Origin of the sequence: Rhodococcus sp. IEGM 1406 (assembly GCF_030056745.1) — a bacterium.
In the GTDB taxonomy this organism is placed as follows: Bacteria; Actinomycetota; Actinomycetes; order Mycobacteriales; family Mycobacteriaceae; genus Rhodococcus_F; species Rhodococcus_F erythropolis.
This window is the reverse complement of sequence record NZ_JASHKO010000007.1, coordinates 61,172-81,469: the sequence shown is the minus strand read 5'-3', so window position 1 is coordinate 81,469 and position 20,298 is coordinate 61,172. Positions and strand designations below refer to the sequence as shown.

General features: G+C 63.8%; 17 protein-coding genes. 7 read left to right on the top strand and 10 right to left on the bottom strand.

The window, feature by feature from the left end:
- Positions 1 to 36: 36 nt before the first annotated feature.
- Positions 37 to 1,284: a hypothetical protein gene (locus QM596_RS27075; RefSeq protein WP_283310340.1), complete on the bottom strand. Its 1,248-nt coding sequence runs from the start codon at positions 1,282 to 1,284 to the stop codon at positions 37 to 39.
- Positions 1,285 to 1,302: 18 nt separating this feature from the next.
- On the opposite strand from QM596_RS27075, the gene QM596_RS27070 reads away from it, so the two are divergent.
- Positions 1,303 to 1,890 carry a DinB family protein gene (locus QM596_RS27070; RefSeq protein ID WP_019746321.1) on the top strand — a complete coding sequence of 196 codons (588 nt, stop codon included), beginning with the start codon at positions 1,303 to 1,305 and terminating at the stop codon, positions 1,888 to 1,890.
- A gap of 1 nt (position 1,891) precedes the next feature.
- Here the strand turns inward: QM596_RS27070 and QM596_RS27065 are convergent, their stop codons facing one another.
- Positions 1,892 to 2,071, bottom strand: coding sequence for a hypothetical protein (locus QM596_RS27065; protein WP_060938715.1), 180 nt, complete (start codon positions 2,069 to 2,071; stop codon positions 1,892 to 1,894).
- 1 nt (position 2,072) lies between these two features.
- On the opposite strand from QM596_RS27065, the gene QM596_RS27060 reads away from it, so the two are divergent.
- From QM596_RS27060 to QM596_RS27045, 4 genes are read left to right on the top strand one after another with little or no spacing between them, the layout of a single operon-like run.
- Positions 2,073 to 2,708 (top strand): TetR/AcrR family transcriptional regulator, encoded by a 636-nt coding sequence (locus QM596_RS27060; protein ID WP_019746323.1) that lies wholly within the window; start codon positions 2,073 to 2,075, stop codon positions 2,706 to 2,708.
- 25 nt (positions 2,709 to 2,733) lie between these two features.
- Positions 2,734 to 4,431 carry an AMP-binding protein gene (locus tag QM596_RS27055; RefSeq protein WP_283310339.1) on the top strand — a complete coding sequence of 566 codons (1,698 nt, stop codon included), beginning with the start codon at positions 2,734 to 2,736 and terminating at the stop codon, positions 4,429 to 4,431.
- Positions 4,428 to 7,625 (top strand): carboxyl transferase domain-containing protein, encoded by a 3,198-nt coding sequence (locus tag QM596_RS27050; RefSeq protein ID WP_283310338.1) that lies wholly within the window; start codon positions 4,428 to 4,430, stop codon positions 7,623 to 7,625. The genes QM596_RS27055 and QM596_RS27050 overlap by 4 nt, the downstream gene beginning before the upstream one ends.
- Before the next feature lie 56 nt (positions 7,626 to 7,681).
- Positions 7,682 to 9,052: a sulfatase family protein gene (locus QM596_RS27045; protein ID WP_283310337.1), complete on the top strand. Its 1,371-nt coding sequence runs from the start codon at positions 7,682 to 7,684 to the stop codon at positions 9,050 to 9,052.
- Here QM596_RS27045 and cysC read toward each other — a convergent pair.
- The 8 genes from cysC to QM596_RS27005 form a co-directional block, all read right to left on the bottom strand.
- A complete protein-coding gene (gene cysC / locus QM596_RS27040; RefSeq protein WP_283310336.1) occupies positions 9,049 to 10,929 on the bottom strand; it encodes an adenylyl-sulfate kinase in 1,881 nt (626 codons plus the stop codon). The genes QM596_RS27045 and cysC overlap by 4 nt on opposite strands.
- Entirely contained in the window at positions 10,929 to 11,843 is a 915-nt protein-coding gene (cysD, locus tag QM596_RS27035) for a sulfate adenylyltransferase subunit CysD (RefSeq protein WP_019746328.1), read from the bottom strand. Before cysD ends, cysC begins: the two co-directional genes overlap by 1 nt.
- Entirely contained in the window at positions 11,840 to 12,649 is an 810-nt protein-coding gene (gene stf0 / locus QM596_RS27030; RefSeq protein ID WP_019746329.1) for a trehalose 2-sulfotransferase, read from the bottom strand. Before stf0 ends, cysD begins: the two co-directional genes overlap by 4 nt.
- A gap of 122 nt (positions 12,650 to 12,771) precedes the next feature.
- Entirely contained in the window at positions 12,772 to 13,713 is a 942-nt protein-coding gene (locus QM596_RS27025; RefSeq protein ID WP_060938712.1) for a CopD family protein, read from the bottom strand.
- 4 nt (positions 13,714 to 13,717) lie between these two features.
- Positions 13,718 to 14,236, bottom strand: a complete 519-nt coding sequence (locus QM596_RS27020) for a copper resistance CopC family protein (RefSeq protein WP_020905707.1) — start codon at positions 14,234 to 14,236, stop codon at positions 13,718 to 13,720.
- On the bottom strand, positions 14,236 to 14,904 hold the full coding sequence (locus tag QM596_RS27015) for a YcnI family copper-binding membrane protein (RefSeq protein ID WP_020905708.1): 669 nt from the start codon (positions 14,902 to 14,904) through the stop codon (positions 14,236 to 14,238). The genes QM596_RS27020 and QM596_RS27015 overlap by 1 nt, the downstream gene beginning before the upstream one ends.
- A 52-nt stretch (positions 14,905 to 14,956) precedes the next feature.
- Positions 14,957 to 15,472 (bottom strand): hypothetical protein, encoded by a 516-nt coding sequence (locus QM596_RS27010; protein WP_283310334.1) that lies wholly within the window; start codon positions 15,470 to 15,472, stop codon positions 14,957 to 14,959.
- 14 nt (positions 15,473 to 15,486) lie between these two features.
- Positions 15,487 to 16,140, bottom strand: coding sequence for a DUF6474 family protein (locus tag QM596_RS27005; protein WP_283310333.1), 654 nt, complete (start codon positions 16,138 to 16,140; stop codon positions 15,487 to 15,489).
- Between the two features lie 124 nt (positions 16,141 to 16,264).
- On the opposite strand from QM596_RS27005, the gene QM596_RS27000 reads away from it, so the two are divergent.
- Together QM596_RS27000 and QM596_RS26995 are read left to right on the top strand one after the other, a co-directional pair.
- The gene (locus QM596_RS27000; RefSeq protein WP_029537352.1) at positions 16,265 to 17,821 is read left to right on the top strand and encodes a TM0106 family RecB-like putative nuclease; all 1,557 of its coding nucleotides are present in this window, start codon (positions 16,265 to 16,267) and stop codon (positions 17,819 to 17,821) included.
- Between the two features lie 138 nt (positions 17,822 to 17,959).
- The gene (locus tag QM596_RS26995) at positions 17,960 to 20,287 is read left to right on the top strand and encodes a putative bifunctional diguanylate cyclase/phosphodiesterase (RefSeq protein WP_283310332.1); all 2,328 of its coding nucleotides are present in this window, start codon (positions 17,960 to 17,962) and stop codon (positions 20,285 to 20,287) included.
- Positions 20,288 to 20,298: the final 11 nt, after the last annotated feature.

Sequence of the window (20,298 nt, the reverse complement as noted above, 5' to 3'; positions counted from 1 at the left end):
CTCGCGGCGTGCCCGGATCAGCCACGCACGGTTACATTAGCCGGAATTGTGCTGAATGGTCGCCTGCAAGTGGTTGGTTTCTTCGCGGTAGACCACCATCTCCCGTTGCAAGGCGCGCCGGAAGCGTGGTTGCTCGGCCAGGAGTACGGCCAGGACGGTCAGCAACAGCCACGTCGCGGCCGCGCTCGCGAGGAGCAACAGGACCGGAATCCACGGACCGCCCATCTGCTCGAGCAGCGTCGTCTTCGCCCAGACTCGCCAGTAGAGCATCAGATTGACGATCAGTCCGACACCGTACGAGATGACGAAGGACAGCAGGAACTGCTTCCATGTGCCGTCGTGGCGCCTCGCCGTCATCGGTTCGGCCCGCAGCGGCAAGGCCACGGACATCACGTTGGCGACGCCGAGCCACAGCAGGATCATGGTCAGTACCTGACCGCACGCCTTCACCAGATCAGCACTGCTTCCGGAGCGCCACGCGAGGATGGCACTGAGCAGGAACCCGGCGCTGCCGACGAGAAGCAGCATCATCGTATTCTTCGCGACGAGGACGTGCCAGAGCCTGGTTCCGCCGGACAAAGCAGCACGGACGCGGCCGGCGTCGAAGCTGAGCGCATTGGTGCACACGACGCTTCCGACCACACCCGAGAGTGCGTACAGCGCAAGGTAAGGCAGTCGATCTTCCTTGGCGTCCCACTGGAAGAGGCGAATGAATGCCAGGTACGCCAAGCCCATTCCGAGGCTCAGCCCCAGTCGAAAAGCGATCGACCGAGGCTTGCCACTCACGACGTGCCGTGCTTCCTCACGGATCCGGGAGCCGAGACCCTGCACGTGCCGGACGACGGGGTTGCCCGAGTTCAGCGGGACGTAACCGCGGATCGCGGCGGCGACGGTATCGGTATCTCCGGCATCGAGCGCGGCGACGCGTGCTTCGAGAACCGCAAGGTGGGCGGCGCGCAAGGCTATCCGCGCGGTGGTCACCGCGGCGACGGCGTCGGCCTCGGCCTGCGCGGCGGTGCTGATGCCGGCGTCGGCGGGCAGCGGCGGCTGCAACGTCGTGATCAGTTCGAGTTGGCGAGCCATGTGCGGCGACGGCGACAAACCGCTGTACGACGGTCGGCTCAGCGCTGATCGTTCGTCGTCGAGCGAATCACGCACGGACGCGGCGGCCTTGCGGACGGCTGCCGGGTTGTGCCAGCGCACCGACCGGGCGTCACGCTCGGCGGCGACGGCCCGGGAGGCAACCTCGGTCAGATCCTCCACCGCTGTCAATGTCTGCTCCACTCGGTTTAGGTTGGTTTCATGACCACCAACTCGGAAAAGGAAGATCTCCAGCGGTACCTGCAGGCAGCACGTGACGCGCTCGTCTGGAAGCTCGACGGGCTGTCGGAGTATGACATTCGGCGTCCGATGACCCGGACAGGGACCAACTTGTTGGGACTGGTCAAACACATGATCGGCGTCGAGCTCGGGTATTTCGGTCCGACGTTCGGCCGTCGGGTTCCCGATCTACCGGCGTGGTTGCGTTCGGAGGAACTCAACGTCGACATGTGGGCCCGCGCCGATGAGTCCAGTGCCGACATCGTCGAAACCTATCGCCGCACCTGGGCTTTCGCTGACGCCACGATCGAGCAGCACGATCTGGACGCCCCCGGCTTCGTGAAGCACTGGCCGGAGGATCGTCGCGACGTCACATTGCACCGGATACTCGTTCACGTTGTCACCGAGATCCATCGGCACGCCGGCCACGCGGACATCGTGCGGGAGCTGATCGACGGAGCTGCTGGGATGAAGGCGGGCGACAACAATCTGGCTCCCGGTGATGAGGCGTGGTGGGCCGAGTACAACGACCGTCTGGAGACGGCGGCACGCGAGGCCCACCACGCCTGAACTACTCGAATACCGCTGCCGCACCGATCACCACGACGACGATCGCCGGGCCGACCATGTCGCCGGCCCCACGGGTGATCCGGGAGACGATTTTCTTCTCGCCCATCTTCGCGACTGAGCCGACGAGAACGGCGGCGAGGATGCCGCAATTCTTGACATTGACGTCAACGTCAACACACACTGTGACGGTGACCACCAGCGAAACGCAGGAGCGAGCGCGGACAGCCCGCAAGCTCGGGGACGGTCCACGTCGGGCGGGCCTGCTCGACACCGCTGCCCTCTGTTTCGGCGAACTCGGATACGACGCCGTGACCGTCGAGACCATCACCACCAGGGCCGATGTGTCCCGAGCGACCTTCTACGCGTACTTCTCGTCGAAGGACGAGGTCTTTCGTGCCGTCGCCGAAATGATGTGCCGACGGTTTCTCGACGCCCAGCACATGGAGGGGCCAGCGGCCGAGGATCTACGCGAAGTTCTCAGAACGACCACGTCGGCGTTCATCACGGCCGTGTACACCTACGGGGACCTGCTCGCGGTGATCGAGCACCGGGCGCGGGTGGATTCCGAGGTCGAGCGCAGTTGGTCAGCAGTTCGCGAAAAGCTCGTGAGCCGCTACGTACGCTTCGTCGAACGTATTCGACAGGTTCACGATGTAGATCCCTGCGTTTCGCCCCCGGTGCTCGTTCAGATGATCTCGGACGCACAGATGGCCGGTGGAGCACGACTGAGTAAGGCGAGTGTCGAAGAGCAGAACCAGTTCATTGCAGATATGACGACGATGTCCGAACGGTTGATCGGGTTCGAAGAGTCGAAATAGATTTCTTTTACGAATGGAGTGATCGGTGGCAGAACAAGACGTGCTCGAAGCGGCTCTGGCGGAAATCTCTGCGCTGCAGCAGGCGCATTGGCCCGCCGGGATTCCCCGCTCCGTCGAGTATCCGCTCGAAGGCGGGGGACTTGTCGACTACTTGCGGCATTGGGCGCTCGAGCGGCCGGATACTCCCGCAATCGTCTTTTACGGCCGCGTCATCACGTACGCCGAGTACGACGAGCTTTCGGATCGTTTTGCCGGATGGCTGCTTTCACTCGGAGTCGAACGAGGTGATCGTGTCGGCGTTCACCTGGTCAACTGCCCGCAGTTCCACATCGCGATGCTCGGCATTCTCAAGGTCGGTGCGGTTCACGTGCCCATCAATCCGCTCTTCCGTGAACACGAATTGATTCACGAACTCAACGATGCCGGCGTCAAGGTCCTACTGACGCAGAACACTTTCTCGAAGCTGGTGAAGAAGGTTCGCTCACAGACTTCACTCGAACACGTCGCGAAGACCGCAGTATCGGACATGCTGACTGCGATCCCCACCGTCGAACTGCCCTTCGAGGTCGACGATCCGCGCCTGAGCGACTGGCAGTCGATCATCACCAGTGAGCGGGCGACTCCCGTTGCCACCGAACTCGATTCCCTCGCCGCCCTGAACTACACGGGCGGAACGACGGGAATGCCCAAGGGCTGTGAGCACACTCAGCGCCACATGGTTTACACCGCGGCCACCGCGACGCTTGCCGGTGGTGACCAGGTGGGCGCCAATCCGCCGGTATCTCTGGTGTTTCTGCCGATCTTCTGGATCGCGGGTGAGGACTTCGGCATTCTGGTTCCGCTCGTCAACGGCGGAACCGTTGTCCTGCTGAATCGTTGGGATGCGGAGACCACGCTCGACGCGGTCGAGACCTACGGTGTGACCTCGCTGGTCGGAACCGTCGACAATTACGTCGAACTGATGGACACATCAGGGTTCTCGGAGCGAAATCTCTCGACACTCCAGAACGCCATGGCAGTCTCGTTTGTTCTCAAACTCGATCCGGCCACGCGCCAGCGGTGGCGCGAGGCTACCGGCGGTGTTCTGCGCGAAGCGAGCTACGGCATGACCGAAACCCACACCGCGGACACGATCACTCTCGGTTTCCAGGACGGCGACTACGACCTGAAAAGCGAGCCGGTGTTCTGCGGAATTCCGGTGCCCGGTACCGACGTTCTGATCGTCGATCACGACGGCAGGCCAGTTCCCGTCGGTGAGCACGGACAGATCATCGTGCGCAGTCCGTCGATCCTTTCCGCGTACTACCGCAACGAGGCTGCCACCGCCGACGCCATCCGTGACGGCTGGTTGCAGACCGGCGATGTCGGAAAGTTCAGTGAGCGTGGTGGTTTGCACTACCTGGCGCGAAACAAGGAAATGATCAAGACCAACGGCATGAGTGTTTTCCCCTCCGAGGTGGAAGCGCTGCTGATGCTGCATCCCGCGATCGAAAAGGCTGCGGTGGTACCGAAACCGGACCCGGACAAGGGGCAGGTGGCTTTTGCGTTTGTCCAGCTGGTCGAGGGTTCCGACACCGCGGCCGATGAGATCGTCTCGTGGGCCAAGGAGAACATGGCTACGTACAAGGTGCCCGAAGTGGAAGTGCTCGAGGCGCTTCCGATGACTGCAACAGGAAAGGTGCGCAAGGGCGATCTGTTCGAGCGCACTCAGGGGGAAAAGTGAGACTGCTGATTGCGAACCGCGGCGAGATTGCGCTGCGGATCATTCGAACTGCCCGCGAACTCGGGATCGAGACGGTGTCGGTGTACGCCGAGGACGACGCGTCCAGTCCGCACGTCGCGGCGGCCACGGAGTCGGTGCCGCTCGGAGCCTCGGGCGCATCCGCGTATCTCGATCAGAGCGCACTGCTGAAGATCGCGGCCGAAACGGGCGCCACGCACGTGCACCCGGGCTACGGATTCCTCAGTGAGAATGCCGAATTCGCGCAGGCGTGTACCGAGGCGGGCATCGTCTTCGTCGGCCCGGACGCCCAGGTTCTCCGGACTTTCGGCGACAAGGCCAGCGCCCGCACTGCGGCGGTCGACTCCGGCGTACCGGTCCTGCCGTCGACATCGGCGAACGCCGACCTCGACGAGGTGCGTGAATTCTTCGAGCGCAACTCCCGCGGCATCATGATCAAGGCGCTCAGCGGCGGCGGTGGCCGCGGCATGCGCGCGGTGCGCGACCCGAAAGCGCTCGACGACGCGTACCGTGTGTGTGCGGCCGAAGCCCAGTCGGGATTCGGCAGTTCGGCACTGTTCGCCGAGGTACTCAGTGAGCACGCTCGGCACATCGAAGTGCAGATCGTGGCGGCGCCGGGGCAAGGCGGAACCCACGTGATCGCTCTGGGTGACCGTGATTGCAGCGTCCAACGTCGGCATCAGAAGTTGATCGAGGTTGCGCCCGCGCAGGGGCTGTCGGGGGCCCTGCGCGAGCGTCTTCACGCTGCGGCCGCAAGGCTGTGCGCCGAGGTCGGCTACCGAGGCATCGCGACGGTCGAGTTCCTGGTCGAGGAACGCGGATTCGTCTTCCTCGAAGTCAATCCCCGAATTCAGGTGGAGCACACGGTGACCGAAGAGGTCACCGGAATCGACCTCGTCGCCGTGCAACTCGCTATCGCGGACGGGGTTCAGTTCGAGGACCTGGACCTGCCAACCGGAATCACTGCTGTCGAGAAGGTATCGGAGACAGTCGGATCCGTGGCGTCGGCGTCGGGGATCGCGATACAGGCCCGCGTCAACATGGAAACCATGACGCCGGACGGCAATGCGCTACCGTCCTCTGGCACGCTCGACAACTTCACTCCTCCTGGCGGACCCGGCGTGCGAGTGGACACCTTCGGTACGGTCGGACTCTCGCCGAGTGCGCGTTACGATTCGCTGCTGGCGAAGGTCGTCACCCACACGCGTCGATCGGATTTTCCTGCCGCTGTGCGCAAGTCGACTGCTGCTCTGAGTGAGTTCACCATCGACGGCGTGGCGACCAACCTCGAATTCCTGCAGGCAATACTGTCGGACAAGGACTTCCGCAACGGCCTGGTCGACGTCGACTGGTTGGGTTCTCGATTGGCGGACCTCGTTCCCGAAGCGGGCCCACAAACACCCTCCGCGAGTGTGGACATCGCGCCGGACGAGGACGTGGTCCGTGCACAGATGGCGGGAATCGTCGTCGAACTTGCCGCAGTCGGTGACGGCGTCCATGCGGGTGGCCAGGTCGCCGTCCTCGAAGCGATGAAAATGCAGCATGTTCTCTCGGCGCCCGGTGACCTCGAAGTGGTCCGGATCCTGTCGTCACCGGGGAGATCGGTGAGTGCGGGCGAACCGTTGCTCGTCGTCCGTAGCGCAAGCGCGGGATCGAAGCTCGCCGAGGTCGACGAGGTGGACCTCGACGACGTACGTCCCGATCTGGCGGAGATCATCGCTCGCCACGAGGTGACCCTGGACGCGGCGCGGCCCGCGGCAGTGGCCAAGCGCCACAAGCTGGGGCGGCGGACTGCTCGCGAGAACGTCTACGACCTGGTCGACGACGACAGCCTGGTCGAGTACGGCGCTCTCGCACTGGCTGCGCAGCGCAGTCGGCGAAGCGAGGAAGACTTGATCGCCAACACTCCTGCTGACGGTCTGATCGGCGGAGTAGCGACCATCAGCGGCGGCGAGAGCGTCGTGATCTCGTACGACTACTCGGTGCTCGCCGGTACCCAGGGCATGCGCAATCACGCCAAGACCGACCGCCTGCTCGAGATCGCCGATCGCAAGCGAGTTCCGGTAGTGCTGTTCGCGGAAGGCGGCGGTGGTCGCCCCGGTGACACCGATGCAGGGGCAGGAGCGGGCCTGGAACTGGGAACCTTCCGTGCCATGGCGGCGCTGAGCGGCCGCGTACCCATGGTCGCTGTCGTGTCCGGCCGCTGCTTCGCGGGCAACGCGGCCCTGGCCGGCGCCTGCGACGTACTGATCGCGACGCCCGACGCCAACATCGGCATGGGCGGCCCTGCCATGGTCGAGGGCGGCGGGCTCGGAAACTTCCGCCCCGAGGACATCGGCCCCATCGACGTGCAGCGCCGTAACGGCGTCGTACACCTGGTGGCTGACGACGACGCTCATGCGGTGGCGCTGGCCAAGCAGTACCTCGATTATTTCCAGGGTGCGAGCGGAGAGTGGACGGCTCCGGATCCGCGGCTCTCCCGGCACGTGGTCCCGGAGAATCGCCTGCGCTCGTACGACGTTCGTGGAGCGATCGAGGCGATCGCGGACGTCGACAGCGTCCTGGAACTGCGTCGAGATTACGGTCGCGGTGTAGTGACGGCACTCGTTCGTGTCGAAGGAGTTCCGTACGGTGTGCTGGCGAACAGCAGCGAGCATCTCGGCGGAGCGATAGACGCGGAAGCCTCCGACAAGGCTTCGGATTTCCTGGAACTGCTCGAAGCGCACCGCATCCCTCTGGTGACCCTCTGCGACACACCGGGATTCATGGTGGGCCCGGACTCCGAGGAGGAGGCGACGGTCCGAAGGTTCGGCAGATTCTTCGTTGCCGGTGCTCGCCTCACGGTGCCGTTCGGAACGATCATCCTGCGCAAGGGCTACGGGTTGGGCGCCATGGCGATGGCCGGTGGTTCCTTCCACGCACCCGAGTTCACGGTGGCGTGGCCGACCGGCGAGATCGGGCCGATGGGTCTGGAAGGTGCCGTGCGCCTCGGTTTCCGTAAGGAACTCGAATCCGTCGAAGACCCGGAGGCTCGGGAAACTCTGTTCGGTCAGTTCGTGGAACTGGCCTACGCACAGGGCAAGGCGCTGATGGCGGCGACCACGTTCGAACTGGACGATGTCATCGATCCCGCCGACACCCGCGCCTGGATCAGGCAGCTCGGCAGAAACAGTTGAGATCCTGCTGATTCGAGCTGTTGCCGCACGTGGGCAGGGCAACTAGCCTTGCCCACGTGTCGGCTGCGCGAGATAACGTCCTGATCATTCATTGGCACGACCTGGGCCGACACCTCGCGAGTTACGGTGTCGCCGGGGTCAACAGCCCCAACCTGGACCGGCTGGCGGCAGAGGGCATCCGGTTCACCGATGCACACGCGACGGCGCCGCTGTGCTCACCTTCGCGCGGTTCTCTCTTCTCGGGCAGGTATCCGCACAACAACGGTCTGATCGGGTTGGCGCACCACGGCTGGGAGTACCACGCTGAGGTGCAGACGCTTCCGCAGATCCTCTCCGACAACGGTTGGTACACCTCGCTCTTCGGCATGCAGCACGAGACTGCGTACCCGAAGCGACTCGGCTATCACGAGTACGACGTCACGAACTCGTTCTGCGACTACGTGGTTCCGCGTGCCCAGAACTGGCTACGACGCTTCCCGCCCGAGCCTTTCCTTCTCACCACGGGGTTCTTCGAAACGCATCGGCCGTACCCGGCCGATCGCTATACCCCGGCGGACACCGCAGCGCTGGAGGTGCCCGGATATCTTCCCGACGTGCCGCAGGTTCGCGAGGACCTGGCCGAATTCCACGGCAGCGTAGAGGTAGCCGACGCCGCGGTGGGTGATCTGCTCGGGACGCTCGAGGAAGAGGGGCTCGACGAGAACACGTGGGTCTTCTTCCTCACCGATCACGGCGCCGCGTTCCCACGTGCCAAGTCGACGCTCTACGCCCCCGGCACCGGCATTGCGTTGATCGCTCGGCCTCCGGCTCGGTATCGCAGTGGCGGAAAGGAATACGAGACACTGTTCAGCGGTGTGGATCTTGTTCCGACCATTCTCGATCTCCTCGGTATCGATGTCCCCACCGAGGTGGAAGGGCGCTCGCACGCCGATGCCCTCGTCGATCGTGGAACCGCGCCGTCCGAACCCGTCCGAACCTCCTTGTTCACGGAGAAGACCTTTCACGACAGTTTCGATCCCATTCGCGCGGTGCGCACCAAGGACTACAGCTACATCGAGAACTACGCCGTCCGCCCCGCTCTGGATCTACCGCTCGACATCGAGGACAGTCTCTCCGGAAAGGCGCTCGGCACCGAGCATCTGGCGGTACGCGCGCCCCGGGAGCTGTACGACCTTCGTGCCGACCCCGACGAGAAGATCAATCTGATCGATCGACCGGAAGTCTCGGCAATACAGGCGGAATTGTCCTCGCAGCTTCACACGTGGCGCGCCGAAACGGATGATCGTCTCCCGGACGAGGCATTGGGAAGCGCGATGGCGGTGCATCGCATGGCGGCGTACCTCGAGAAGATCGGTGTCCGACCCAACGTGCGGTCCGCCTACAGTGCGGACCGCGGTTACCTCGAGTCGGACACCGAAAACCCCTAGGGCCTAGCGGTTTCGCGCTCCTCCAACAATGCGATGACCCGCCCGACCAGTTCGTTGATGTCAGCGCCTGTCGTGTCGAAAGCCAGGTCCGGGTCCTCCGGAGTCTCGTACGGTGCGTCGATTCCGGTGAGCCCCTTCAGTTCACCGGCCCGCGCACGCGCGTACAGGCCCTTGGGATCTCGGCGTTCGCATTCTTCGACGGGAGTGGTGACGGCAACTTCGAGGAAGGTGAGCCCGGCAGCTTCGTTGAGAGCACGCGCAATTGCTCGATCCGAACGCAGCGGTGAGACCATCGACGCGATGGCCACGACGCCGGCATCGGCGAACAGCCGAGTGAGATGCCCGACGCGCCGGATGTTCTCGGCCCGGTCTCCCGGCGAGAACCCGAGATCGTCGGAGATACCGTGGCGGACGTTGTCACCGTCCAGGAGATACGCGGTGCGTCCCGCGTCGACCAGCGCACGTTCGACAGCCACGGCGACGGTGGATTTTCCGGAGGCAGGCAGGCCGGTCAACCAGATCGTCGCGCCCTTCTGGGTCGTCGACGCCCACCGCCGCTGACGTTCGAGTGAAGACGGATGCCACTTGATGTCGTTGCGGGTCTGCTCACCGGGAACGACGACGCGTGGCTCGAGAATGGTGCCGGCGCCGACGGTGTCGTTGCTCTGCTCGTCGATCAGGATGAAGGCGCCGGAGTCCCGATTGTGGTCGTAGGTGTCGGCGACCACCACGGAACTGGTTCGGAGCGTGACCGTTCCGATGTCGTTGAGCCCCAGTTCGACTGGGCTGTCCTGCTCGTCGAGCGTCTCGGGGTCGAGTCGGGTGTGCAGTTCTTGAACGGTCGCTCGCACGGTCCGGGACGTGTGTTTGAGCGCTATCCGATCGCCCGCGCGCAATGGAGTGTTCGACAACCAGCAGATCGTGGCTTCGAGTTCTCGGGCCAGAACCGGCAAATGGGTCTGCGCACCGCCACTGACCAGAACGTCGCCACGTCCGACGTCGATGTCATCGGCCAGTTCCACCGAAACCGACAGTGGTGCAACGGCAGTACTGCGGTTGTCGTCGAGAGTGTCCAGACTGATCACGGTGCTCTTCGATCCGGACGGCAGTACCACTACCTCGTCCCCGACGCTCAGTGTGCCCGCCGAAATTCGGCCGGTGTACCGGCGCCGATTCTGCGGATCGGGGCGCGAAACCCACTGCACGGGAAGCCGAAGTTCCTCGATGTGGGTCGCGGGCGCATGGAGTTCGACGCCTTCGAGATATTCGAGAAGTGTCGGCCCGTTGTACCACTCGGTGTTCTCCGAGCGGGTCACGACATTGTCGCCGGCTTTCGCGGAGACGGGGATGGCAAGTACGTCGCCTCGCCCGAGCTGGCGTGCCAATACTCGCAATTCTTCCTGTACCTGCGCGAATCTCGCTTCGTCGAAGTCCACCAGATCGATCTTGTTCACCACGGCCACAAGGTTCGGAACACCCAGTAGCGCTGCGATTCTGGCGTGTCGACGCGTCTGACGCAGCACGCCGGTTCTCGCGTCGACCAGCAGGACCGCTACGTGGGCGTTGGACGCGCCGGTGAACATGTTGCGCGTGTAGCGCTCGTGTCCCGGGGTGTCGGCGAGTACGTAACTTCTGGTCGGAGTGGAGAAGAATCGGTACGCGACGTCGATCGTGATGCCCTGTTCACGCTCGGCGCGCAATCCGTCGGAGAGTGCAGCCAGGTCGGCGACACCGTGCTCGTCGGTCACGGAATCGAGGTGATCGGTAGGCAGACTGTCGGTGTCGTGCAACAGTCGGCCGATCAGCGTGCTCTTGCCGTCGTCGACGCTACCCGCCGTGGCCAGCCGCAGGAGTTGGCGAGTGATGGTGGTGGTCATCAGAAGTAGCCCTCACGCTTTCGGTCTTCCATCGCGGCGACCGAGGTTCGGTCGTCTGCGCGAGTCTCGCCTCGTTCGGAAACCGTCGCGGCCGAGATCTCGGTGACGACGTCGTCGATGGTGGTGGCGTGCGATCGAACGGCGCCGGTGATGGTCAGATCGCCGACGGTTCGATATCGCACCCACTCGGTCGTTGCCGCGGCGTTCTCGGCGTCGGTGCTGAATTCCGAAGCAGCGAGGAGCATTCCGTCGCGCTCGAATACCCGCCGTTCGTGCGCGAAATAGATGGGCGGCAGTTCCAGTTCCTCCTGGGCTATGTAGCGCCAGATGTCGAGTTCTGTCCAGTTGCTCAGCGGGAAGACACGAACGGACTCTCCGCGTCTGATCCGACCGTTGTAGAGCGACCACGGTTCGGCCCGTTGCGCCCGAGGGTCCCACTGGCCGAACTCGTCACGGAAGCTCAGGACCCGTTCCTTGGCTCGCGCGCGTTCCTCGTCCCGGCGGGCGCCGCCGAATGCGGCGTCGAATCGCCCGCCTTCGAGAGCGTCGAGCAGAGTTCTGGTCTGCAGGCGGTTTCGCGATCCGCTGGTCTCGGTCGACTCCTGCACTCGACCCTGGTCGATCGAATCCTGAACGGAAGCAACCAGAAGTGTGTGCCCGCCCTCCTTGATTCGGCGGTCGCGAAATTCGATGACTTCCTCGAAATTGTGACCGGTGTCGACGTGCAGGACCGGGAAAGGGAGTGGGGAGGGTCGAAACGCCTTTTCGGCGAGTCGAAGCAGGACTATCGAGTCCTTGCCGGCCGAGAAGAGCAGTACCGGTCTTTCGAGTTCTGCCACCACCTCTCGAATGATGTGAACCGCTTCGGATTCGAGAACTCGGAGTTCGTCGACGACATCGGTGACGGTGCTCATGTGACGGGGTATCCGTTCTGTTCGGCGTCGATGCGGTAGCGCTGCACCCATTCGCGGGAGCGTCCGTCGCTCTGACGACGCAGCGGCGGTGGTGGGGCCAGTTGTCCGTCGAGACCGAGGGAAATGAGGGTTTTTGCGACCACGGACTGCGGGTCTTCGGTGAGATCGCGGAACCCGATCTCGATGGGGGAGATGTCCTCTTCCTCGAACCAGCGCTTCCACTGTCGTTCCTGCTCACCGAGAATCGTCACCAGGTGTGCGATTCCGAGCGCGTTGTACTGCGCACCGTCCGAGAGATTCGGTGGGGTCGCGTCGTCGCGCCAGACCTGCGTCTGCACGGCTCGCCACATCGATACAGCCTGAGCGACAACATCTTCTCGATAGACGTGGATGAACTGCAGGTCGTGGTCGAGGGTGTCGTGGAGTGCAGAACGTAGATCCGTCCCACTGCGCCACGGCAATCCGGCTGCGCGATCGAGCAGGAGCGGTGTCTGATTCCACATCAGCTTGCCGCCCCAGACTCCGTTGGGTGTTCGGCCGAGTTCGAGAAGTTGTGTGCGCCACTGCTCGGAGGTGCGAGTGTCCGGCGTTCCCGGGTGGAACGGGGCGAGCAGACCCAAGACGGACTCGTCCGTGACGTCTTCGAACCACTGCCTCGGTTGCGGCGAACGCGAGGTCTCGGGGAGGTACTGGAAGAACTCTTCCGGCTCACCCGCGACCCCTGTTGCTCGCAGGGATTCGACCAGCAAAGTACTGCCACTGCGCTGCGAAGCGCAGACGAGAAACGAGCGTTGGGCCTCCGTCATGCGAGCAACGCTAAGGGTGGCCGGAAACCGCCGCAAGCTGGGAAAATAAACTCACGTAGAGGTTAAATCTCGACGTGAAACGTTAAATGTGCGGGTCACGAAATCTTGTGCTGAGGCACGTCTTACGCAGTTGTCGCAAGGGCCGCGGCGAGCCCGAATGCGATGGCCATGAAGACAACTTCACCGATGGCGCGGCGCAGAGATCCGTCCGAACTCATGCGGTGTGCAGCACTTGCGACCACCCATGTCCGGCGCCACCACCATCCCAGTGCGACGAGCATTGCGATCGCCACGATCTTGGCGAGGATCACCCGGCCGTAAGCGGTGTCGTAGAAGGCGGAGAGCGAGTCGAGTCGCACGACGGCGTTGACGATACCGGTGACGACCAACGCGAGGACACATCGCCAGGCGAGGGCGGAGTACCTGGGCAACCAGATCGCCCAGGCACCGCGCGACGGTACGGCAAGCGCGAGTGCGGCCAGCACGCCGAACCACAAGGCCGCAGCGAGGACGTGAACGGCGTCGAGGATCGATCCGAAGCTCTGCTGCGCCATGTGCCCGGTGATCGGGCGGGCAGCGAGTGCCAACGCGGAGACGACCAATGCCGGTGCGACGGGCACCGCCTCGGGATTGGTGAACCCGTAGATGCCGTAACAGACCACGGCAAACGCGCACGCGATGATCGCGACACCGACGCGGCCGACGTTCACCTCGGAGACGAATGCGCCGAAGTGCCCGATGGTCAGTGAGGTGACCGGGGCGCCGTCTGCCGCTGCGGCATTGAGCACGAGGAGCGTGATCTCGGCGACTAGCCAAACCGCTGCCGCCGCGGTGAGCTGAGTCCACATGACGGCGGGGGTTGTTGCCGGGCGGCGTTCACTGCGGCCCATCCAGGCAAGCGTCGCGATGCCGAGCGTCAACGAGCCGCATCCGATCGCGAGAACGCGGACAGTGCTAGATGATTCGGGTCCCGACGGGCTCGCGAGGCCCCAGGCGATGAGGACTCCCAGCAGAGCTGTGGGTACGGCAAACAGCAACCACCACCTGTTTGCCGTACCCGTCACGCGATCAGCTCGACTTCGGCTTACGCAGCACGAAGAACAGCGCACCGCCGAACACGACGACGCCGGCGACGATGAAGATCCACACCGGCATGCTGCCGGACTCCGACTCACCCGTACTCGACGCAGCGGCAGCGCCGGGAGTGCCTGACCCCGCCTCGGTGAGGGTGAAGGTCAGGGTTCCGTTGACAGGGTGGCCGTCGGCGGAAGTGACTCGGTACGCGATGGTGTAGACGCCGGTCGGCCCGAGATCGCCGAGGTCTGCACTGACAGTGGGTCCTTCGACGGACGGATCGCTCTTGGTCCAGAGGTTGCCGTCCGGGCCGGTGACCGTCAGCGCCGCGAACTGTGCCTGCAGAGCCTCGTTGAACGTGACCGAAACCTTGTCAGGCGCAACCTGAATGGACGCGCCGTTTTCCGGGTTGGAGCCGACAACCGCGGAGTGCGCACTGGCCGTGCCCATTCCGAGCATCGTGGCCAGCATCGCGAGCATGCCGACGGCGATGACCTTGATCCGGGTACTCATCAGCGCTTGCTCCTGACCAGTGCGCCGAGGCCGAGTGCAGCGCCCAAGGCGCCGAGCACCAGGCCGACGCCGCCGAGCCAGCGCGCGGTGTTGTCTGACGAAGAAGATTCGGATGCAGCGGACGTCTCGGCAGTGTTATCGGCAGCAGGCGCTCCGTGAGCATCGCCGGTGGATGCGGCGAGAGTCAGCGTCGGCGCGGGCTTGTCCGGCTCGCTGCCGTCGGCAAGTTCTTCCTGATCCCAGTTGACGACGTTGCCGTCGCTGTACGTCTGGACGGCCTTGAACTCGACCTCTTCCTGCTCCGGCAGCGGGCCGGCGGAAAGAACGAACTGCTGGAACTGGCCGGGGGCGATTCCGACGCCGGGGTCGGCCGTCCACGTCACGGACTTCGCGACCAGTGAGGTGGGGTCCTTCTCGACGACGGCGGTCCAACCGGGCATCGGTTCGGTGCGTGCCGACTTGAGGTCGGGGAGGGCCACCGTCAGCTTGGTGGTCGAAGCGGTGTCGGATTCGGTGGGCACGCGGAACGTGAGAACGGAGTATCCGCCCTGCGTAGCTCCTGGTGCGACGACGCTGACGTGTGCTGAAGCAATTCCGGCGGCCAGCAGCACAGCGCTGCCGGTAGCGACGGTCGTGACAACCGCACGCGAAATCAGGGTGTTCTTCATGTCGGGAAGTGTCCTCTTGGTCTGGTGAAGGGGTGGGGAGTTCTACGAATCTTCAGACCAGGGCAGGAGGACCGCGCCGCGAGATGCTGGCGCGAAGAAGGGCGTCGACGGGTCCGTGATGGATTCCGGTCGAGACGGTGTGGCCGCGGGAAGTGACGGCGGCGGGAGCCAGGGACGCCAGGACGACGTGGAGAGCGTGGGTGACAACGCGGTAGAGGCGCTCGGCGGCCAGGACCGCCACCGCACAGGCGACGGTGGCACCGGCGTGAGCACCGAGCATCACCAATCCCGGAGCGGGCGAATGAGCGTGCTCGGAGAGCGTCATGGTGGTGTGGGCGGCAAGCTGACCCAGGCCAAGAGCCACGATCAGGGCACCGGGCCCCCGGGAGAGGGCGGGAAGGGTGGCCGTCACGGCGCCGACGGTTGCGCAGACTGCGAGCAGCAGGGTCAGCGAAGACGACTGTGGCAGCTCACCTCCACCGATTCCGTGCGCAGCGACAGCGAGAGCAGCCGAAGCGGAACCGACAGATATCCCCCGGAGGGTCGCGGTCTGCTCGGCTGCTCTCACTGGCGTTCTCAGGTCTAGCGCACGCCGAGACGTGCGAGCAGATCTGCTTCGACGCCGTCGAGTTCGGTAGAAATGGCCTGGTGAGCTGCCTTACGGCGAGCCTGCGGCATCTGCTCGGCAGCGCGAACTGCCGTGCTGAGATCGCCGAGGCGCTCACGGATGGCGGCGGCAAAACGCTGCGTCTCCGCATCGTCGGGCTTGCGGCTGAGGATCTCGGTGACCGAGCTCTCGGCGCCGGCGATACGAGCGCTCAACTTCGCGCCGTGACCGGTGTAGTCACCGAGCTGGTCGACGGCGATGCCCATCTTCTGCGCGCGCGTGGTGTCGAGCTGGGCGCGCACAGCCGTGGCAGCGCGGTAGGCGATCGGCAGGAGAACGGGGGCAAGCAGACGTGCCACACCAAGGTACTTACGCACCTTGGCGACAGTCAGGCCCTGATTCGCAGCGGCTTTCTCCTGCGCCTTCAGGGTCGCGATCTGCGCCTTTTCGATCTTGTGCTGTGACTCGATCTCGGCTTTCTCCAGCTTCTTGAGCGACTTGGTCTCGACCTTGTCGCGCTTACGCTGGCTCTTGGCGTTGAGCTTCGCCTCGACCTCAGCCTTGTGCTTGAGAGCCTTTGCCTCCGCCTTGCGGGTGGCACGAGACTTTCGCTTCTTGAACAACCCCATCGAAAAGGACCCCGTTTCCAGGTGTTTGTGTGTTGCCAGGTACCTGCGCTTCGGCTTCAGCCTAGGGGAGCACATAATCTTCGTCATCGTGTGTTCCGTTAACAACCCCGCGCCCCAGCTCCCGATCATCGATTCGGGGGCGTTGACCCGATGCCGTCATCGGGTGCGTCTGGACGGGTTGTTTCCCGGGAAATCGGCTTCGGAACCCGTCGACACCGGCGTCAAGCAGCGCCAGGATGCCGCGATCGCGAAGCGCGCGGAGATCGCCGAACTCGTGATCGGCGCTGCTCCCGAGCGTTGGGTGAAGATCAACCCTGATCAATCGGCGTCGGCTCAGGCTCGCGACACTCTTGCTGCCTGTGAGGCCGGCGCGGACCGGATCTGGGGCGCGGTCTTGCCGGTCGAGCGCGACACCGGACGCAAGGGCCGCTGCGAAATGCTCATCCGTGACGACGAGGGCGGCGGGTACATCCCCGTCATTGTCGTCAATCACAAGGTGACCGATCCCGGCCAGGGCGCGATCACCTCGGGGCTCTTCGAATGGGAGCCCGCGGTCGATCCCAAGCGCAAGGTCCGCAGTCAGGTCCGCGATCAGATGCGCGTCGCGCAGGTCTATCGGATGCTCGAGCGTCGTGGGCTGGCGAGCCCGTCGCTCACGGCAGGCGCGATCGGATACAACGGAGACTGCGTCCTCGTCCACGACCTCAGTGCGATTCTCGACGACTACGACGAGCGTTTCGCCGACCGTATCGCTGTTGCCCGCGGTGAGGTGCTGACGTCTCCTTCACAGGTGAGCGAGTGCAAGTCGTGCCCGTGGTGGACCGAATGCAAGCAGGAGTTGGTCCGCAACCGCGACGTCAGCCTCGTCGCTGTCGGATCGCGGGCCGAGCTTCTGCGCGACGTCGGCTGCAACACGATCGATCAGCTGGCCGCCTGGGACGGCGAGCCGCTCGAAGATTGGCCGCACGGAAATTTCGACGACGCAGTAGTGATCGCCAAGGCGTGGTTGGCAGATGCTCCGTTGGTCCGGCGGTTCGAGAAGATCTCGGTGACTCGGGCGGACATCGAGATCGACGTCGACATGGAGAGCTATCAGGAGCACGGGGCCTACCTGTGGGGAACGCTGCTCAATGTCGGTGGCTTCTCGATGTATCGAGGATTTGCGACGTGGGATCCGCTGCCGACGCGTGACGAGGCGCGGTCGTTCGCGGAGTTCTGGGGCTGGCTGATGGCGGAGCGTGCCGCAGCCGCTGCTTCGGGTAAAACCTTTGCCGCGTACTGCTATTCGCGTTCGGCCGAGGACAAGTGGTTGTTGGACTCGGCGCGCAGGTTTGCCGGTGAGCCCGGGATTCCGAGCAAGGACGAGATCCGCGAGTTCATCGACAGTCCGCAGTGGGTCGACATCTATCAAGCGGTGAGTGATCAGTTCATCTGCCCGAACGGCAAGGGACTCAAGAAGATTGCCCCCGTCGCCGGGTTCAACTGGCGTGACGCCGAAGCCGGTGGTGAAGCGTCGATGGCGTGGTACCGCGAGGCGGTCGGCTACGACGGTGAGCCGGACGAGACGCAGCGGACACGCATCCTGCAATACAACGAGGACGACGTCATTGCCACCAAGGTTCTGCGTGAGTGGATGACGGACCGCGCGGAGAAGGAAATTCCGCTGGCTTCCGAGTTGTAGCGCCGATCCGTTCTGTCGCTATTGTCTGAAACATCCTATTTAACAGTGTGTTTCAATTCGTAGTTTCTCGTCATCGTGTGTCCCGAGCCCGCATCCGCGCTACCTTCATCTGGTCGGCTCCACGATGGAGGGTGTTGCATGCTGAGCAGGCTGACTTCGAGTGGGAGCGACGCCGAACTGTCTGACGTCGAGCGGCGCGACCTCTTCGCACGCCAGGTCCGTCAAGTGACAACGGTAGCTCCGCTGGCCAACGTCGCGAATTTCTTCAGTGCGTGCGCTTTGTTGGCCTATGTCGTGCCGCCGGCACACGAAGAGTTCCGCCTGATCTGGGGAGCGGCAGCGCTCGCAGTCATCCTCAATTCGGTGCGTGTGTGGCTGCCGAGGGCCATTCAGGGAGAGAGGTATTCGCCCAAGCACACGACCCGGTACGACTACTGGGCGCTCATGCTCGAAGTGGTACTGCTGGGTGTTTTGTACACGATCCTCGCGGCCGAGATGCTTCCGGTGATAGACGGTTCACGAAAGCTGGTTCTGATCGCGACCATCGCCGGCGTGGTGGGTGCCGGTGCAGTTGCGCTGTCGACTGTTCGGTCGCTGGGTTTGGCCTGGATTCTGGTGCACGGCCTGGGATTGTTATTCGTCATGCTTGCCGGGGCGACGGCCGAGTACTTCGTCCTTTCGTTTCAACTCGTTGTCTACATCAGTATTCTGTGCGTCGGCGTTGTCTATCTGTGGGCGTCGTTCCGAAGTCGTTGTCTTGCCGAGTTCGAGGCTGCTGCCGAGCGCCAGACGGTCAGTTTGCTTCTCGACGATTTCGAGGGCGGGTCACGCGACTGGCTGTGGGAAGTCGACACCACCGGGACGTTGTCGCACACCTCCGCTCGGCTGTCGCAGATCTCGGGAGTCTCCGTCTCCGACCTGCGAACCCTGTCGCTGCGCGGATTGTTGGATCGGCTCGACGTCGGTTCGACGAAGAGTGGTCGAGCCGCGGTCCACGTCATCGGAGATCACCTCGACCGCCTCATGCCGTTTCGAGAGGTCGTCATTCCCGTTCGTGTCGGCGGCGTCGACCGATGGTGGTCTCTGTCGGGTCATCCCAGGCTTTCCGAGGCCATGGAGTTCGTGGGTTGGCGAGGCGTGGGCTCGGACGTCACCGAGAAGTACAACTACGAGCGGCGAATCCTTTGGCTTGCTGCAACCGACGGACTGACCGGGCTCCCGAATCGCCGGACGTTCGGCACGGAGCTGTCCGACGCGCTCGGCGCTGTCCGGACCGGCGAGCAGGTTCTTGTCGGCATCCTCGACCTGGACAATTTCAAGTCGGTGAACGACACGTTAGGACACCCCGTCGGCGACAAATTGCTGATTTCCGTTGCTGCACGGCTCAATCGAGTGGTCAGTGGCGCCATGTGTGCGCGAATCGGGGGCGACGAATTCGGCGTCGTCCTGCGGGGAACAGGGGACGGCGGCGAGGTGTTTGCTCGCTATCTGGGCGCACTGCGTGAGCCGTTTTTCGTGCGGGGGAATCGCATCGAGGTTCGTGCATCGATCGGTTATGCCAGCTCACCGGCAGATTCCGAAGACGCGGACACGCTTGTCATGTCCGCCGACCTGGCGCTGTATGCCGCAAAATCCGCCGGCAAGAACCGGGTCGGAAGATACTCGCCGGTGCTGCGCGCGCGGGCCAGGGAACGAGCATCGGCCCTGCAAGAGCTTGGGCTCGCGATCGAGTCTCGGCAGTTCGAGCTGTACTACCAACCGCAGGTTCGTGCGGACACCGGCCGCGTCGAGGGTTTCGAGGCACTGCTGCGCTGGAACCATCCGGTGCGGGGAGTGCTTGCGCCGCGCATTTTCATCGATGTCGCGGAAGAGACGGGTTTGATTGTCCCGCTGGGGCTTCAGGTTTTACACATGGCCTGCGCCGAAGCGACGACCTGGCCCGATGACACCTATGTGACGGTGAACGTCTCTCCGGTGCAACTGATGTCGTCCGGCTTCGGATCAGCAGTCAACGATGCGCTGGAGGCATCCGGTCTGTCCAGCAAACGGCTTCAGCTGGAAATCACAGAGACGGGAGCGGTAGAGGAGCTTGCCGTCGCCGAGCTGGATCGCCTGCGTGCCACCGGAATTGCGATTGCCCTGGACGACTTCGGAACTGGCTATTCGTCTTTCGAGAGTTTGAAGAAACTGCCGTTGGACATTCTCAAGATCGACCGGTCGTTCATCACCGAACTGAGCGAGGGTGATTCGGCAGTTGTCACTTCGGTGGTCGAGGTGGCGAAGGCGCTCGGTATGCAGTCATTGGCGGAAGGCGTGGAGACGGCCGACCAGCTGAGGCTCTTGCTCACCGCGGGTTGCGAATTGGTTCAGGGTTACTACGTCAGCCGACCGATGCCGGCGACGGAAGTGGCCGAGTACCTCAGCGCAACTGCCCAATCCAGCGGTGGGTATTTTCATTCGTTCTGACAACCGTGCGC